The 18,085-nt window shown below is 39.2% G+C and carries 14 protein-coding genes and 3 pseudogenes; 9 read left to right on the forward strand and 8 right to left on the reverse strand.

The window, feature by feature from the left end; genetic code table 11:
* The first annotated feature begins 6 nt into the window (after positions 1-6).
* The 7 genes and pseudogenes from ACRWQN_RS04610 (at position 7) to ACRWQN_RS04640 (ending at position 6,798) form a co-directional block, all read left to right on the forward strand.
* On the forward strand, positions 7-720 hold the full coding sequence (locus ACRWQN_RS04610) for a copper resistance protein B (RefSeq protein ID WP_434939929.1): 714 nt from the start codon (positions 7-9) through the stop codon (positions 718-720).
* Between the two features lie 115 nt (positions 721-835).
* Positions 836-1,258, forward strand: coding sequence for a copper resistance CopC family protein (locus tag ACRWQN_RS04615; RefSeq protein WP_124018400.1), 423 nt, complete (start codon positions 836-838; stop codon positions 1,256-1,258).
* A gap of 14 nt (positions 1,259-1,272) precedes the next feature.
* Positions 1,273-2,193: a copper resistance D family protein gene (locus tag ACRWQN_RS04620; RefSeq protein ID WP_434939930.1), complete on the forward strand. Its 921-nt coding sequence runs from the start codon at positions 1,273-1,275 to the stop codon at positions 2,191-2,193.
* A gap of 27 nt (positions 2,194-2,220) precedes the next feature.
* Positions 2,221-2,712: a YybH family protein gene (locus ACRWQN_RS04625; protein ID WP_434939931.1), complete on the forward strand. Its 492-nt coding sequence runs from the start codon at positions 2,221-2,223 to the stop codon at positions 2,710-2,712.
* Positions 2,713-2,805: 93 nt separating this feature from the next.
* Positions 2,806-3,973, forward strand: a pseudogene (locus tag ACRWQN_RS04630) (IS3 family transposase).
* Positions 3,974-4,648: 675 nt separating this feature from the next.
* The gene (locus ACRWQN_RS04635) at positions 4,649-6,025 is read left to right on the forward strand and encodes a hypothetical protein (RefSeq protein ID WP_434939932.1); all 1,377 of its coding nucleotides are present in this window, start codon (positions 4,649-4,651) and stop codon (positions 6,023-6,025) included.
* 182 nt (positions 6,026-6,207) lie between these two features.
* The gene (locus ACRWQN_RS04640) at positions 6,208-6,798 is read left to right on the forward strand and encodes a hypothetical protein (protein ID WP_434939933.1); all 591 of its coding nucleotides are present in this window, start codon (positions 6,208-6,210) and stop codon (positions 6,796-6,798) included.
* Between the two features lie 475 nt (positions 6,799-7,273).
* Here ACRWQN_RS04640 and ACRWQN_RS04645 read toward each other — a convergent pair whose 3' ends face one another.
* The 3 genes from ACRWQN_RS04645 to ACRWQN_RS04655 all read right to left on the reverse strand — a co-directional run bounded on the left by ACRWQN_RS04645 (position 7,274) and on the right by ACRWQN_RS04655 (position 9,900).
* A complete protein-coding gene (locus tag ACRWQN_RS04645; protein ID WP_434939934.1) occupies positions 7,274-7,519 on the reverse strand; it encodes a hypothetical protein in 246 nt (81 codons plus the stop codon).
* A gap of 426 nt (positions 7,520-7,945) precedes the next feature.
* Positions 7,946-9,379: a DEAD/DEAH box helicase gene (locus ACRWQN_RS04650; RefSeq protein WP_434939935.1), complete on the reverse strand. Its 1,434-nt coding sequence runs from the start codon at positions 9,377-9,379 to the stop codon at positions 7,946-7,948.
* Positions 9,376-9,900 (reverse strand): hypothetical protein, encoded by a 525-nt coding sequence (locus tag ACRWQN_RS04655; RefSeq protein WP_434939936.1) that lies wholly within the window; start codon positions 9,898-9,900, stop codon positions 9,376-9,378. Before ACRWQN_RS04655 ends, ACRWQN_RS04650 begins: the two co-directional genes overlap by 4 nt.
* A 101-nt stretch (positions 9,901-10,001) precedes the next feature.
* Here ACRWQN_RS04655 and ACRWQN_RS04660 point away from each other — a divergent pair, with 101 nt between their 5' ends.
* A complete protein-coding gene (locus ACRWQN_RS04660; RefSeq protein ID WP_434939937.1) occupies positions 10,002-10,238 on the forward strand; it encodes a helix-turn-helix domain-containing protein in 237 nt (78 codons plus the stop codon).
* An 887-nt stretch (positions 10,239-11,125) separates the two neighbouring features.
* Here ACRWQN_RS04660 and ACRWQN_RS04665 read toward each other — a convergent pair.
* Positions 11,126-11,506 (reverse strand): DNA cytosine methyltransferase, encoded by a 381-nt coding sequence (locus tag ACRWQN_RS04665; protein ID WP_434939938.1) that lies wholly within the window; start codon positions 11,504-11,506, stop codon positions 11,126-11,128.
* Positions 11,507-11,844: 338 nt separating this feature from the next.
* On the opposite strand from ACRWQN_RS04665, the pseudogene ACRWQN_RS04670 reads away from it, so the two are divergent.
* Positions 11,845-12,807 (forward strand): annotated as a pseudogene (locus ACRWQN_RS04670) (succinylglutamate desuccinylase/aspartoacylase family protein); the annotation flags it as partial.
* Positions 12,808-13,421: 614 nt separating this feature from the next.
* Here ACRWQN_RS04670 and ACRWQN_RS04675 read toward each other — a convergent pair.
* From ACRWQN_RS04675 to ACRWQN_RS04690, 4 genes and pseudogenes are all read right to left on the reverse strand, one after another.
* Positions 13,422-14,597, reverse strand: coding sequence for a site-2 protease family protein (locus ACRWQN_RS04675; protein WP_434939939.1), 1,176 nt, complete (start codon positions 14,595-14,597; stop codon positions 13,422-13,424).
* 90 nt (positions 14,598-14,687) lie between these two features.
* On the reverse strand, positions 14,688-15,041 hold the full coding sequence (locus ACRWQN_RS04680; RefSeq protein ID WP_434939940.1) for a DUF4144 family protein: 354 nt from the start codon (positions 15,039-15,041) through the stop codon (positions 14,688-14,690).
* Entirely contained in the window at positions 15,041-16,705 is a 1,665-nt protein-coding gene (locus ACRWQN_RS04685; RefSeq protein ID WP_434939941.1) for a DUF342 domain-containing protein, read from the reverse strand. The genes ACRWQN_RS04680 and ACRWQN_RS04685 overlap by 1 nt, the downstream gene beginning before the upstream one ends.
* A gap of 270 nt (positions 16,706-16,975) precedes the next feature.
* A pseudogene (locus tag ACRWQN_RS04690) lies at positions 16,976-18,012 on the reverse strand (methyltransferase).
* Positions 18,013-18,085 lie beyond the last annotated feature (73 nt).

Raw genomic sequence — 18,085 nt, forward strand, 5'->3', positions numbered from 1 at the left:
ATACAGATGAATAAAACGAATTTAATGGCCTTGGGACTGTTGAGTCTGAGCGCCACATTGACTAGCTCAGCTGTGTTTGCCGGCGGTAATGATGACCCTCTATTAACAAAAGTCATGCTGGATCAATTTGAAAAAGGCGTGGATCCGCAAGATCCTACCCAGTTTAGTGCACAAGCCTGGTTAGGTTACGATTTGAATAAGTTGTGGCTTAAAACCGAAGGTGAATATTCAAATAGTGATAAGCAAGATCTTGAAATTCAGGCTCTTTACAGTAAGCCCATCGCACCATACTGGGATGTACAATTCGGTATTAAAACCGATATCAAACCGACGCCGAAGCGTAATTGGGCTGTGATTGGGGTTCAAGGGTTAGCGCCATATTTTTTTGATATTGACGCGGCTTTATTCATAGGTGAACAAGGCCGTACGGCTATGCGTTTGAGTGCGGAATATGAACTGTTAATCACTCAAAAATTGATATTAACACCCGAAGTAGAAGTTAATTTATTTGGTAAGGACGATGCTGAACTTGGAATAGGCTCAGGCTTATCTGACGTCAGTGCAGGGCTGCGATTGAGATATGAGATTGTTCGAGAGTTCGCACCCTATATCGGTGTGGATTGGCGTCAGAAGCTCGGTAATACTGCCGATTACGCTCGAAGTGAAGGGGAAGATACACAAGAAACCCAGTTTGTTATTGGTTTTAGAGCGTGGTTCTAAGTCCTCGTTCGTACACTGAGTTATAAGCTTGGCGCCAAGATGTTAGCTAAGCCAATATTTAATCATTTATGTAAACCGTTTTTCGATCGTTAAAAACAATATAAAAGGAAATATCATGAAATTATTTAACAACGTTTTAGTCGTAACAAGTCTATTCCTGAGTGCTTCAGCATTTGCTCATGTCGGATTGGGCAGTTCTATGCCCGCTAACGGTGCCATGCTAAGTCAAGCCCCAACAACGCTTGAACTGACCTTTACGGCTCCGGTACGTTTGGTCAAATTAACAATGCAAGATGAGAAGCAGCAAAGCGTACCGCTAACATTACCTTCAAGTGCGACCAGCCAAGCAGCATTTTCATTCGCTCTACCAGCATTAAGCGCAGCTAATTACACAGTTAACTGGATGATCATGGGTGACGACGGTCATAAGATGAAAGGCAACATGAGCTTTATGCTTCACGACTCTGGCATGAACACTCGCAGTGCACCGCCTATGACAATGGAACATGAGACTAGCGAGCACACTGCACATCAATAAGTGGATGAGTAAACATGATATTAACCGTATTTGAAATATCGGTGTTGATATCTAAATGGGTTATCTATCTGAGTGTTGCCGCCGTTATTGGCGGCACATTGATGCAATACCTCATTAAGGGTCAACTTAATCTGAGCATTAGCGTTGCAAAATATACCGGCCTAGGTGCCGTGTTGGGGTTGATTGCCGTTAGTATCAATTATTTTGCTCAAGTAGGGGCTTTTGCTGAAAGTGGCTTGATGGGAATATTCGATGCGCAGATGCATGCTTTTCTTTGGCCAACCCAGGTAGGGCAAACGGTGCTTTGGCGCTTAATCGGTTTTGGGTTAATGCTAGTGGCTAGTGGTTTACTGTTACATAAGAACCGCTATATCAAAAAGTTGTCCGCGGTATTAGCCATTATCAGCAGTCTGTTAATTGCTGTCACGTTTACTTTTATTGGTCATAGCACTGAACTGGGATTACTTGCTCAGGGCTTAATATTGATACATGTGTTAATCATTGGCAGTTGGATAGGCGCTTTTTATCCATTATGGAAATTATGTAGCAACGATGACCACAGTGATGACAAGGTCTATGATAACCACGTCATAAAAAATGTCATGGATACATTTGGTCGTTTAGGCATAGTGATTGTCATTCTAGTGTTGCTTTCAGGCATGGGAATGATATGGATGTTGTTTGATAGTCCCACTGAATTAATCAGTACCAATTATGGTATTGCAGTCACTATCAAGTTGAGTTTAGTGGCCATCATTTTGCTTATAGCAGCATGGCATAAATTTGTTTTAGTGCCTAAATTAACGATTGAAAACCCATCACTCGCAAAACAAAAACTACAAAAATCGATTGGATTAGAAGCATTAATAGCAGTACTGATATTAGCGACAACAGCGGTACTTTCGAGCGTGCTAGGTCCTATGAGCCTTGGATAATCACTATAAATTAACAGAGAGATAAAAATGAAAAATAGCCCTTTAGCAATACTCATAACCACCGGGATATTACTGATGTCCGCAGGACAAAGCTCATTGAGCTTTGCCCATGGTGATGAAACTCACCCCATAGAACAAAAAGCGTTTATCGGTGTTGATTCCGCCGCGGGTAATGTTGTCAAACAATTTCATGCTGCATTACAAACGGGCAATGAGGCTATTGTTAGGCAGTCATTAGCAGCCAATGTGCAAATTTATGAAGGTGGAAAAGTAGAACGTTCACTTACGGAGTATGCCAATCATCACATGCTTGCGGATATGGCCTACTTAAAAGGGTTAACCATAACGCCAAAAGAACACCAAATAACGATTACAGGTGACATAGCTATTTCAACGTCAATAAGTCACGCCCAAGGTGAATATAAAGGTAAAAGTATTGACTCAATTACCATGGAAACGCTTGTGTTAATTAAACAAACGGATGGTCGTTGGAAAATAACTCATGTGCACTGGTCGTAACTAATACACATAGCATCAACCAGATAAGGGTGACGTGGTTTAATTGATACGACTAACCCAGTTAAGACATAATTGATTTAACTGGAGATTCAAATGAAAACACGTAAATCCTATTCAAAAGAATTCAAGCTTGATGCCATTACACTGGTAAGAGAGCAAAATTACAGTATTGCTGAAGCCGCTAGAAGTTTAGAGGTGACTCCTCAACTACTCGGCCGCTGGATAAAAGAAGCTGAAAATGATGATGGTCATGCATTTAGAGGCAATGGCAAGCTGACACCTGAGCAGGAGGAGATCCGCAAGCTAAAGGCACAAGTAAAGCGCTTAGAAATGGAGCGTGAAATATTAAAAAAAGCGGCGGTCTTCTTTGCCAAAGAAACGAAGTAAAATACGCGTTTATTGCCCAAAATAAGAAGATCTGGCCTGTGATATTAATGTGTCGCGTGTTGGGTGTGAAAAACAATAATTACTACAGCTATCAAAAGCGAAAGTCTCTGGGACCTGTTGATACAGAGCATCAAGAGATGTTGCAGTGGGTGAAGAGTATTGCCGAGTTTAGCGATAACACCTATGGACAAAGGCGCGTTCAAAAGGCATTGAATTCACTTGATTACCCTGTTGGGCGTAGGAAAACAGCGCAACTGATGAAAGAAGCAAACGTTTGGGTGCGCTATAAAAAGAAGTACAAAGCAACAACCAACAGCGACCACAAGAAGCCTATATATGAAAATGAGCTTGAACAGAATTTCGATGTTCAATGCGCCAATCAAGCGTGGGTTCAAGATATTACCTACATATGGACTGCTGAAGGATGGCTGTATTTAGCCATCGTAATCGACCTCTATTCCCGTAAAGTTGTTGGTTGGAGTATGGGCAGCAGAATGAAAGCACAGCTCGTTTGTGATGCGCTAACAATGGCTATATGGCAACGTAAACCTAAAACGGGTTTGATAATACACTCAGATCAAGGCGTTCAATATGCCAGCCATCAATACAGACGGATATTGCAGTTACATAGGTTTGTAGGCAGTATGAGTAAAAAAGCTGTTGCTGGGATAATGCAGTAGTAGAAAGCTTTTTCGGTAGCTTGAAGCAGGAACGAGTTCATTGGCGTAATTATCGAACGCGCTTTGCAGCTCAACAAGATGTCTTGAATTACATCACGATGTGGTACAACAGCCAACGGATGCATTCATACCTCAATTATCAAAGTCCTAATGAATTTGAACGTATGGGTAAGCCGTTAAAAGAAGTAGCTTAACGAACTTAACTAGGGTGACCGAATTCAGTTGACCAGGTCAGTTAATTCCCTATCAATGTTATTTTAATTGTAAATTCAGGCCGTCTTAAACTGCTTGGGTATATAATTTAACATGATAAAATACCTCTAGATGATTAAAGTTGATCAAAAACTTGTCATTTGATAATTGTCTCAATATCCACTTTTACAAACAATCTCCAATAAAGTGTATTTTAGAACTAAGTAAATTTAATCACAAACCGACGGATATTTTATAACTTTTTTACATCACTAGCAGTAGTGGCTAAGAAATATCGGCTGCTACTTTATATGACTACTGTAGAGGTTAAATTACGTTTGTAACTCAAACTTGTTTTTGCCCCTTTTCGTGTTAGTGCAAAAGCTCGCACACATCTTGTGAAGACGTGTTTGCCTTACCAAAGCTTATCCGAAATGCAGTGAATACTAACAGCACTGTTATCGACCAAAGTTTTTCCATAGAGACAATCGGTGATAATCTTCGCCCCATAAATAACTTACACATAAAAATAAGATGAAGATGCCTCTCGTACTACCCGCAGAACTACAATTCGCAACCGAATATTCTTTCGTTATCGACCCTATTGATTCATTGTTTGAGATAGTAAGAGTATGTGCTCTCAACTATCAAGGGGTATTTTATTATGGGGCAAGCTGATGAATCTATCTAATAGTGGTAAGAAAACTCTGAACTCCTTGCTTATGGAACTGGTAAAAAGTTACAAGCTCTGGCACACAGATCATAAAGCCTATTACCAAGAATTTACTGGAATAGACCGTTTATGTTTAAGCATAAACGCTCCCGCCGACCTTGCTAAAGAAATGAACGATAGGTTTGATACAGATGAGCATTGTGTATTTCAACTACATCACTCCAACCAATCATTACTTCAAATTAGGGCGTTATCAGAAGAAGTTAGAAAGCCGAATAATCTAAATTGTCACTCTTACGAGTTAAAAAGTGTTTTAGAGGGGATTATCTACGAATATGTTAATGCTGACCTCAATAGCTTTGCCGACAGCTTTGATAATGACGGTGTGTTTTATAACCCCAATTACGAGATGTTTGATAAAATTTTCAACCGCAGAATCCAGCAATTTAAAGCAACATTTTCAAGACTTGTATATCAATTTCCAGTAATTGTTTTCAGTTTGCAGAATACACTTAACTTGAGTCAGAACATTCGTCTCATACCGCTAATACCAGAACAATTAAAAGAAAATGTCTTGTCTGAATTTAAATATTCTAGGTCATTCGCACCAAATTATTATCTTGAGGTCAGTGTTGATACGCCTTGCAGTAGAAGCCTTTCTATAGAATTGGCAGAGAGAGCGCGTGATTCGGCCTATAATATCCTAAAGTTATTGGCGACTAGATATTCCACAAATGCTGTACCACTACTGTCAGCTAATGACAAAACCTTTCATCACTTTTATTTCCATAGGTCAGGTATTAGCGTTGAAGCACTACACACCGATACGAGCCATCATTTCCCTGTCTTTCATGGGGATTCTGAGGAGTTCTGGCAGCACTTCAATGACGAAAAGGACTTACCCAATAGCCTAATAAAGATTGCGTTCAACATACCTGAATTGCTGTTAGTCCCATACATGAAGCAACAGAGAGTTGTAGATCGCTTAGAGCGTTCATTGCTATGGTATGGTGATGCCTCTACCGATTCAAATTCATATTTAAAGATACAAAAAATGGTGAGTTCATTAGAAGCAATAGTAAATTTTAGAGAAACTACTACAACTGAGACATTCAAAATTAGAGTTAGAAATTTGAATATCACTCACAACGGTATTTGTAAGGATAAAGCTGCAATGGCTGCTGAACTATACAATGCTCGTTCAAGAATAGTGCATGGTAATTCGATTAATGAGAAGTTAAGCTTTTGTCCGGTACAATTTTGCGCTGAAACTCTGCTAAGAGCTATTTTTTATCTACACCTCTTTGGAATCCACAAAACCGGATTTAGCAAGTCACTCCCCAAATTTATTGATGACATTCCTTTAAATGCAGTTATCTAAAATAAGAACTGTTGATAGTTAAGCTAAAGCAGGAATAAATCTTACTCCGCCACAGAACCAAAATCCAACCAATAACAAATAAAAACATTTAAAATTAATCACTTACGCTACTCATGATTGGTTGGAAAGTTTGGAATACGCACATACGCACTAAATAAAATGTTATGGTACATAGGGAAATTATGAGTCAATTTGATATTCTTGAAGCGTTTAAAAAAGAGTTATGGGATCTAGAGAATCATTGGTATTTGTTTTTAGATCTATATGGACATGAACATAAAGTGCGTCGACGTGAAGTTCTTTTTCCTTCACATCCTTTATTATTTGATATCGTTAAGTTAAGGTTGCATGACCACGTGCTATTGATTATCTCTCGGTTACTAGACCCTGAGAAAACATGTGGTAAACACAATTTAAGCTTGAAAACACTTATCTCAACCTATAAGCCTTTTTCATTGGAGGCATCAGAAATCATTGATAGAACCCAATCAGAGATCTCTACTAATTTTATGAAAATAAAAACCCACCGCAATAAACGCATTTCGCACAACGATCTGATAAACAAGTTAAACTTCGATTTGCCCAACATACCAATAAAAGAAATTGAACTAATCATTGATGGTTTAGAACAGGTGTTTAACATGATCTCAATCGACAAAATAAACCGTAGCCATGAGTTTTTTCCTAGAAACCTAGATGACAATTATAAGGCCGAGCACCTATTAGATATTTTGGAGGCAGGGAGAAAAGCTCTTGGTCTAGATGTGCGTTGAAATGTACCATAACATAGCGTTTAAGGCAGATTAGCAACGCTTGGCTGTTTTATTAAATTAAGTACACAATAGTTTAGGTTCGGTGATGCGTTACTCACAACTTAACGCGGCGTTAATCCATAGAAATTTTAATCCGAAACTCACAAAATAGAGCTAAAAATCTAACAAACTTCTGTCCAGAAAATGGTTAGGTGACTAAGTCGCTTCTGTCCCGAAGTGAGTTTCAATCTTTATTGTATTTCATATTAAACTGTGTGCTTAAGCCTAAGAAAGTTTCAAGCTTTAATGTTACTTGATGAATCTGTTGTAACGTAAACAGCAAGGTTTCAGCTAGGTAAAGTTTCGAACTTTATTGTATGGCGACATGATTGGATATAAAAAATAGAAATTGTAGCCATACTGAAAACCATTCATCTTGATTTTGTAACTTTATCAAGAAGTATTGTAGAGGATTACTATACATAAGCATAAAAGCTCATTTAAAGGGTTTGGTAACGTAAGTTATATGCTGCTTTTTATCCTGTAAAGAACGCAAAAATACAGGTTCCGATTCGGATTCATTAAAATGGTGATTTAGTCCAGCGGTATTGTCCAAGTGTATTATCAGCTGTTTAATGACCTCTTTATACTTGTCAGGTACTCGCATTACCGTTGTTTTTTCATATTTAGTTTTTCTACCCGCCCCTTGACGATATCCACCGTGTTTTTTTACTTCTAGCATGTTTATCACCTCATAGGTTTAAGTGTAAGTTTACTTTGCTTGATAAAGTTACAAAATCAAGATGGGAGAACTTTTATTGTTAGTCTAGCCTATATCAAAACTCAATATTACTCACCATGATGTTAGTGTTTCGTGGTTTGTACGTTAGTAGCCTAGTTTTTTAAGGAGGCAAAAGATAAATTCTGTCAAAAATTGTAAATTGACACACTCTGCTATTAAAAAGGTGACACCATTAATTAGGTTTCCTTATCAAAAGGTAAGTTGAAAGTAGATACTTCCTTTTCTGTAAAGCCACCTAAAAATTTCAAAAATTATGGGTTCATTTGACCTAGCTGTTCAAGCCATTAATCATCTGATTAACTCAGGTGTATTACTGTCGACTTGCTCTATCTAGTCACAAATCTAAATAAACAATGACGGCTAAAATCAACGTAATTCACTTAATCCCAATGCAATTGATTCTTGTCTAAATCGTCCGAAAACATTAACGACTTTGTCATATGAAGTTGCTAAAAAGTGTTCCTCAATGGTTTCACTCTTTCCGTTAAAGGTTGGATGATCAGTAAAGCTATCATTCTCGGGGAGTTTCAGTTCTATTCTAGGCCTAGTTTTCCCTTCTCTACCAAATGAAACCTCTGCTGCAGTTACATCATTAGAATGACTTTTATCACTTTCTTTCATATCTTCAAACTGAACCACATCAGCCTCAAAAGGCACATCTTGCTTAACACGATATGCAAATTCTAAAAGCTTTGGTTCTGCTGGCATGTACAAAATGGCTTCTTGATTTTTGGAGGTTGTCATTCTCAGTATTCGGCCCAAAATCTGCCTAAAATGCATTTCTGTTTTAATATTGGTTAGATGACAACAAACTTGTAATCGAGGGATATTCGTTCCTTCACTAATCATTCCAACTGAAATAATCCACTTAGTACTTGCTTGTCTAAATTGTTGAATGATAGAACTTGATTCATTTTCTCGGTAAGTAACTACAACGGCTTCTTCATTAAAGTTAGCTTTCATTAACCTTGATATCTGTTGTGCATGCTCAATGGACGAGGCAACGATTAATCCTGCCGCGTCAGAGTTCTTTGTCCTTATTGCTGCTAGTTTTTTTTGGGCAGAAGAAATGATGTAGTTAATGACCTTTTCGTTTTCAATAACCTCTTGGTAAGAAACAATCGACTGAGATAGCAAAGCACCAAAGCTGGTATACGTTTTAGTATCATCGTGATCAATCACTGAAATATTATTATTATCAACGGCAATGATCTGTGGGATGCGGCAAACATCGTCTGTAATGGCCTCAAAAAGGCCATAAACGTAATCGCATGATATTTTGTTGTTAGGGTTTATATATTTTGAAAGAACGATAGGAGCAGCATCTGAGCGCCAAGGAGTTCCCGTTAATGCCAATGTATACTTCGCTTTACCTTGAATGTTTAATATTATTTGTTCTCCCCACGCATTTGCATTTTCAATATTAGAGCCCGCACAGTGGTGGATTTCATCAAATATGACAAACACTCGATATCTAGTGAATAGCTCCCAAAAGCTTACATCAAGATGCTGTAAGCTTTGATAAGTCATAGAGTGCCCTTTAGCACCGAGCAAACCATCAAATCTGTGATTAATTATTGATTGCAAGCTATAACAAAAATCTTGGGACACTATCGAAGAAGGTGAAAAACAAATAACTAAATCAATCAGATTACTATTTAATAAGTGATTGGCTAATTCTGAAGCCATCAAGGTTTTACCTGCTCCAGGTGTTGCTAAGGTTAAAAAGTGATTATTGCCGCTTAAGTACTGCTTTGATGCTTTATTGATACAGCTTTTTTGCCATTGTCTCAGTTTCATATTTTCTCAAATGGTTTTTCTTGCTTAAGTAAACCTTCAATGGCTCTAATCTTCCCTAGTATCTTAGTGTTATTGTCTCTGGCTAGATTGTATTGAGGCTGTATCGTGTCAACTAATTCAGGGAACTCTGAATAAAGTTCTTTGTATGCCTCTGACTCGCCAATATTCAATAACAATTCAGCTTTATAGTGATTCAACTTCCCAAGCAGTTGCTCTTGCTTGTTATTCAGCTTATTAATTAAGGCTGTCGGCTCAGGTTTGCTCTTTAGTGCTATCGTTTCAATGTCAAAATCCACTGTTTTTTTAAAGCGGGTTAGCCCTTTGGGTTTTGATATCACTTTTGTTAACCAACCTCTCCTAACCAGCTTTAAAAGTTCGGCATATATTTTTTTTCGAATAATGGAAGGATCTAAAGCATCATCACTTTTTAATGCTAAATAGCCTGAACGGACATCATTCGTACTGAAGTTGTCAAAATTATTTTTCAGGATGATTTGAGCAACAAAAGGGTCCAATTTCAAAGTAAATCCTAATCAATTAAAAATCAATAATGGGTATTATAGGGCGTGGTGCTTCAGCGCTCAACATGAAAATCTAATCATTTACCTAAGGGAAACGTAGGGTGAATGATTTAATTAAGCAGTTTGGTGGCATGTTGCGCGAAAAACGTAAGGAGGCGGGCTACTCTCAAGAAGCATTTGCTGCGTATGTCGGTATCGAAAGAGGCAATTACGGCAAGATGGAACGAGGCTTAGTTAATATAAAATTAGCAACATTATACAAATTAGCCAATGCATTAAATTGCGAGTTTGAAGAGATAATGCCACCAAGAACAAAGTACAAAATCAATTTAGATTAACCTAAAAAATTCTAGTATCACATTCGTGATCTTTTATTCTCCCTAGGAATTTTCTCTTGGAAGCCTTGGTATAGAAAGGTTCCGGCTTTTTTCGTCATGTATTGTTGGCTTTTGAAGCCAGAGATATTAATGTCATGCCCAAGTCATTAGCTTATTCAGTGTAGCGGTATGAATTTTAAAGGGATTAAAAAGAAATTATTGCGCTTTAAATCTATTTTCGTTAACCATTGGATAAGCTTTACCATTAAACACCCCAGATACAATAAACCGTATTATCATTCAGAAATTAAAAGATGATGGATTGTGGTAGTTAGGCGTCAGGTTTTGCTACGTTTCAGTGTTTGTCATGTGGTAAAGGTGAGCATACAGTGAACTTTAGCTGCAAAGGCAAAGCCTGCCCGTAGTGCGGTAAGCGCTATTCACGTGAAAGTATGGAAAAAATAGCTAACCGACTGTTACCTGGATTGAGCTACAGACAAGTAGTGTTAACGTTACCCAGTGAATTCAGGAATATTTTCTATAATCATCCACAGCAAGGGGCATTATATTCAGAGTTAATGAGTGTGGATCATGCGTGTTTAGAGGCTCTAATTCAGGATTTACTCCACTGTAATACGCTTAAAATCGCTAGTATTGTGTTTATCCATACTCATGGACGGAATGGGACCTATAACCCCAATCTTCATATCTTATTAGGAGAGGGAGGGCTGAACCCAATGAATAATCAATGGCTTCCAATAAGTTTCTTACCTTTAAGTCGCTTATGGTTAAAGTGGCAAGCGCATTTACTTCACTTCATGGCATTATCTTAACTGGCTCATTCTCATTTGATTCATCAAACAATGAAAGATTCAAATCAGTCACTATACCTTGACTGCACATGCGGCCTAAAAATCTATCTGATTTATGCTTGAGAGCTTTGCTTTATGTTCGCCAAGCTCAATCTTTGCCAAGCTGTCTAATATGGCAAAAACTATATCATTAACAACACTGTTACCCAAGGCATTAAGGCGCTTTGTTCTTAGCTTGATAGCGCGAGTATCTTCCACTCTTGTATAATCCGCTTGGGCTTCACTCATGTCGATTGGTTTTGGGTATCTTGATCCAGGTGAGCTGTTCGCATACTTTGAAACAATCTTAAATAAAGATACGCCCGTTTCTGCAAGCTTAGTGTTTTTCTTATAGGCCATTACAAACGTGCGATGACGATAGTGGTTATAACCAAAGTTAGCTGCAGCTATGGTAGACCATTCAACTTGATAGTCCATTTCATGGGTTTTTTTTCAATATATCAACAACTTTGCGTAAGAAACTTATTTATCTTCAAAAAAACAAAGCGATTATGAGGTTTAGCATCGCTTGTATAAATTTTCTCAAAATGATCGGATTATCCGAATATAGTGATTGAGTGCCGTGGAATGTACAGTTACTTAGAAAAGTATCCTAGCAACGTTTATTATTATCCAAAATCGTCCTCACTATTTAGAAAGTAGAGTATCCTTCTATAAAAAAGGTGATTTTTACACAGGATACATTTAATTCTTATAAGTAGCATTCTATCTAATATTTATTAGTATCTGATTTTTATTTTTCATATTAAATTATAGGTAATGCGGTAATTTATCAACTAATGACCTTGCTAGAAGAGCTTGAGGTTTTAGGGGATATTGTGCTTGCCCCTTTAGCCAACCCGCTGGGTATTAATCAAAAAAGTGGTGAGTTTACCCTAGGCCGATTTGACCCAATAACCGGTGTTAATTGGAACCGTGAGTACTTAGATCATAAAATCGACATAGCTGCCTGGTATGAACAGTATCAAGATTTACCTAATGATGAGCTGATTAAATCGTTTAAGGCAACACTAATAGAGGCTTGTCACACCAAGCTACAACAGCCTTGGGGCATCACTACAGGTCATAGATTAGCGGTGAGTTTGCAGTCATTGGCTCATCAAGCCGATATCGTGCTTGATTTACATACAGGGCCAAAATCTTGTAAGCATCTGTATTGTCCTGAGTATGATCTCGACTCAGCTAAGTTTTTCTCTATTCCCTACAGTTTGATCATTCCGAATAGTTTTGGCGGCGCCATGGATGAGGCTGCATTTTGTCCCTGGTGGCAACTAACCGATTATGCCGCGAGTAAAGGCCGTCATTTTGATGTGCCAGTGGCAGCGTTTACCCTTGAGCTGGCTAGCCAAGAGCGGATTGATATGGCAGATGCTTTAGTCGATGCCAATGGTATTTTGGCTTATTTAAGCCATCGTGAGGTGATTAAACAAGCTATTGAACCTGCAAAACTGTCGCGTTATGGCTGTTATCTAAAAGATTATAAAAAGTTTCATGCTCCGCAATCTGGCATGGTTGAGTATTGCGCCGCAGTCGGTGAGCCATTATTGGCTGGCGATGCGTTGGTGAATATTTTACGTTTAGATTTATATGGTTCAGACAAGGCTTTTACACCGCTGAGTTTAGATAAAGACTGCGTGCCTATTTTGCACTTCGCCTCGGCGTCTGTTCATCAAGGGACAGAGTTGTATAAAGTGATGACTAATGTATTCGAGCTTTAAATTTGGTTTTGTTTTGAGGCCTAAACGGCTGAGGTAAGTCGTGGTATTTGACTTGATTCTATAAAAAGAGAGAAGCAACATCGCAGGATTCGATCCTGCACCGGCCAAAAGGGGAGCAACAGCAATCCCCTCTTGGATCACCCAGCGCCCCAAACGAAAAATGCTGAAAAGCGCATATTCTCAATGGGGACCGATCCAGCTTTGAACCGCGTTTTTAGTCTGCTTCTGCCATTATCAAAAATCCCTATCGCTTCCGGTGGGCCGTCCTTGGCCAAACGAAAGCTAGCGTGGCATCAATGCCAAGCTCACGGGTTCTCGGAGTAAAGAGTCTCGATGTCCTCAATTCAAATGAATCATTCAAAGATTCACTAAATTTATCTTCATATTTTGCTTTTGGTAGTCGTTGTGAGTGAAGCTAAATCGAAGAGATGAAATTTCAGGTGCAGATGAGCCAGCGAGTATCCAAAACAGGGATGTTTTGGTTAAGCCCACAGGGACGCTGATTTTAAAATCAAGAACTGGCGTCTCGCTGGATTATCTGCACTAAGGCCTGCGGCAGGCAATGAGTAAACATGAGACATTAGTCTGAATTAACCGACTAAGTAATACCCCAATTAACTCTTAAGTATCTCTAGTGGCATCCGCAACATATCATCACCTGTAGCCGCAATAACCCAAATAATGCCGATTAGCGCGCTAACGGTTAGCAAATACCAAATAGCTGAAAAGATCTGTCCATAACGGTCTAGCGGTAACAAATGGCTTTGATGACGACCGCGCCATTCAAAAACAATCTCTAAACTACCAATTAATAATAAAAAACCTAACAAGGCTAAGCCTAAGCTGTAACTGATAAAGACCCCAATAGCGGCTCCGGCAACACAGGCGATTAACCCTGTGACGCTATTCATCGAAAAGCTGATACTTTTTAAAATATGGCCACCATCTAATGGCAGAATAGGCAATAGATTAAACAGGTTGAGTAACGCGTTAAAGGCGGCTAAGCCGGCAAAAAAAACATTGCCCGTGACCCAGTAAGCTACCAAGCAAGCGATAGACAAAAACAAGCCAAATGTGGGACCCATGATGGAGATGACCACATCTTGCCAGCGAGTGTTAATGCGCTCATCGCTTAAGGCTAGACCGCCCATAAAGGGGATTAAATAGATGCCCTTGGTTTTCATGCCAAAGTGCTTCATAGCTCTAATGTGGCCATATTCATGGAATACTAGACAGGCAATTAAGGCGAGGGCGAATTCAATAGAGAATAACCAAGAATAGGCTGCGACACTGGCTCCTGCTAACAAGGCTTTGACCGCTTTAGCGCTTTTTAAAAGCTTAAACCCTAGTGACGCTAAACCGACCATACTGATTTTATTAGCTTTAGGTACGGCTATTTCGGGGACTTGTTGTTCAATGTCTTTAGTTGTTCGTTGGCCTTGGCTGATTTGCTCTTCGTCAACTAACACGCAGTATTCAAGATAAAAAGGCTGCCATTTAACATCGACTTCAAGCCTTACTGGAATCGCATTGGTCTGAATGTTATCAATTATAACATCATCTAGCGCACTATTTTCTAAACTGTCGGTGTTTTGCTTAGCCGATGGAGTTGAGAGTGGGCGGGTTGATTGTGAGGTCAATTCAAACTGATGAATGTGAAACGCTTGGTTATTGGGGGAAGCTGATTTTTGTGACACCAACTGGTTGTCCCAATATAGCTGTTGCCAACCGGCCATTGAGCCTTCTAAACGTAGCCGTTTACCAAGACACTCAATATTTAATAACTCCATGCACACTCTCAAACTTACTCAGTAAAATTGTCACTATTTTGCCAGAGGCCTGACAATAGCTCAATCAATTGCTCAATCAATCTAGCTTAATCAATCTAATCGCTCAATGATTGCAAAGCCCTGTTGAAAGTTTGAGAAGATTAATTTACTGCTGCAACACTGTCCTTGTAATTGTGCGAATCGCTGCACTATGGTAATAAATTGCTCAAGGCTGATTGGCGTGCTGGATGTTAATGTGTGCTGCTTAATAGATTCAGTCATTAGCCAGCATTGTCCTGTGATATCAATGAGTTTATCTTCAGCAACTAGATTAGCTGCCTCATGATCAAGATATTCTTGCCAGGCAGATTGATCGGCAATATAGGCGAGGTCATCGTGTTGATGCAGCAACACGATGGCAGGCCAATTTATAATGGTGCTGATAGGCTTATCAGTTGGTTGCATTAGCGACTGTAATCAAAGCTGATTTCTGCATTAATATTTTTGACCGTGCTCGGTCCATGTTCACGCTGGGTGCGGTTTTGAGCATTACCAATATGCAATTCAACATTGGCAAATATGTGTTTCTCGGCGCGAATAAAATATCTGTCGTAATAACCATCTACTTCATTCTTAACTTGTTCAAATTCAATTTCTTCTTTCAAACGTTCTGCAGCAATAAGATTTTTTTGATCTAGCATCATTTTGACTTGTTCAATCATGCCTGCATCGTTTTGCCAGTCTTTCTTTGGCGGAAGCTTGCGTAGTCTTGCTTCAATATCAAGACCTGCTACCACAAGCTGCTTGACACTTTCATCAAATACTTTTAACTCTTGCTTCAACTCTTGTTGCTGCATGGCGCAGAATAGTTCAGTTTTCGTCCCGGCGGTAGCCCCAAAAGCCACCGCACGTATCCCTTTCGCTGCTGTGGCTTTACCACCAACAAGATCTCCTCGTCGACCTTGGGCATCACTTACTGTAATAGTACTACCTGAGTGAGAATGACTATGTAAAAGCTGCTTGGTCACCAGGATTTCACCTTCGGCGATGAGATTTGAATATTGAACGAATTGGGCACAAATTTGCCCTTGGGCATGAATTTTAGTACTGAACTCGTGCTCTTTAATTAAGCGACCAATAACCCCTTTGCTGACGATAACATCACCCTCAGCCTCAAGGCTGGCGGAGTCAACAAAACCCATTACAGTAATGTCGCCACTGGATTTAACCTGCATACCTTCATGTACATCACCGGTAATTAATATGCTGCCTTTAAAGTTTACATGGCCGTATTTTACATCGACATTTGTGATCTGTAATACGTCATCAACCTGCATGCCTTTTTTATTTTCGACCGGTTGACCAGATACCGTTGCTATTAGTTTATTGGAGTCACTAGGATGTAGGGCCGTACCATTACCAGGCATCATTAACTTATCTTTACCCGGTGTTTGGTTTAATGTATCACCATGCACATTATAGCCAGCCGTACCAGAGGTTGCCGGTTGTTTTACCATCAATACGTCATTGGGTTTTACAGTAACTAATGCACCTAAGTTGCGCATGTCTACGGTCCCATCTTCGCGTTCTTGCGGCTGTAATAAGCGTTCCCTAGCGAGCGGTACTTTACGGGTTAAAATGGCATGATCGCCGTTTATGGGGGCTTTACCGATGGCAATTTCGCCTTCGCAAAATTCACCCGGTGGTAAAATATCTAATCTTTGTAGTAATGCCATAATTTTAGGCTTACTTAAGCCCATCTTTATTTTATGGTTTTTAAGATTATTGAGTACATCGGCTAATACAATATCTTTACCACCCCATGCGGAAGTAATTTTCATTGTTGCCTGCATTTTATCGTCACTAATGCTGATGCTAATACTGCCATCTTTACGCTCAGCAATAGTGAAAAATAGCTCATGATTTCCCGGTTTTTGGCCACACAGAGCATTCACTTCTTTAACCGCTTTGTCTATCGCAGGCGTGACAGGAAACAGCATGGCAAAATCAGGCTGTTTAAGAAGCTGATTAACATCATCGGTAGAAATAGGGCCGTGAGTATTGGGGATAAGCCGTAATTCTACTTTAGATTTTTCAGCATTAAATGCTGCAACAGAAGGCTCTAACATAATGTCCTTTATTTATTATTTTTATTGGAGTGTTAAAACGAGTTTATATAAAAATCACTATACCTCGAATTTAGCGGAATTTAGCTAAATTATCCAGCATCAAAGTCACAGCTTAATAGTCATTGACTTGCTAATGTTGATTTAATGACATGTTATTAAACATCTGTTCGGTAGATTATCGTTTACCGAGCAGATGCTTACTTTGTCAACTGGGTTACATTAACGTGCAATAGACCGACTATTGAGCGAATATTTTAATCCGAGTTGAGGCTATTTACTTTTATTACAGTACAGTTTGTACTTATTGTTTTCGGCTGGGACGTTAACTGAGCCAAATGTGTTGGCTATGTTGTCGGCATAGGGTAAATGTCGATTAGCCACAATTTGCCACACTCCTTTAGCACTCAATCGTGTGGCACTTTGGGTGACAAAAGCATGTGCTATGGCAAATGTTCTATCTAAGCCATCGTGGAACGGGGGTTAGAAATAATCCCGTCGAACTTACCTTCAATTTGGTTAAAACCATCGGAAGGGTAAACCTTAGCTTGCATGTGGTTTGCCGCTAAGGTGAGCTCACATGATGCTAAAGCCATTGCATTGATATCGATACATTCAATATTAAGTTCAGGATATTGCTTGAGTAGCCCGACCGATATTACCCCTGCACCACAACCAAAATCTAATACTCGACCACTCAGTTTAGGTAAGTTAGACAGTAATAATTCAGTACCTAGGTCCAGTTTTTTCTCGCTAAAAACACCGACTAAATTACAAATGGTAATGTCACCCTGGGGGGTGTCGACTGTGTATTGTGTCATCCAGTCAGTTAATTTTAACGGTGCTACGTCTTGTGTGAGATATGCACGGTATAGCAAGCTGTGACGGGCATTGTCTATCTTAACTGCTGAACTAAAAGCGTCAGGTAATAGTTTATCTACCGATTTTATGCCGCCCTTGTTTTCACCCACAACCAGCAGTAATCCTTCTTCGACAAGATGGCTGGCTGCCAAGGCAAATAAGTATTCCGCTAATGGCTTAGCTTTAGGGAAATAGACAATCACACAATCAAACTTTTCCAACTGCTGCGCGTCTGGCAACTTAGGGGCAAAGTAACAGCGTAAACGGTCATTTTCATAAGGTGATAGGGTTAAGTGGTGATTATAATCCAACGCCAATGCAGTCACGTTTTTGGCGTTCTCAATACATTGATGCGCTAAGGTATCGGACTCATAATTGAGGATAAGAATATTAAGGCCTGCAAATTCGTGATGGTTTCTTAATAATAATTGAGATGGATTAGTTAACACATTGACCTACTATCATTTGTATAATTAAAAAATTAAAGCGACTAATGTCGCTTTAATATATTGAGCTAGCCAA

This window comes from Shewanella sp. HL-SH8 (assembly GCF_051165765.1).
In the GTDB taxonomy this organism is placed as follows: domain Bacteria; phylum Pseudomonadota; class Gammaproteobacteria; order Enterobacterales; family Shewanellaceae; genus Shewanella; species Shewanella glacialimarina.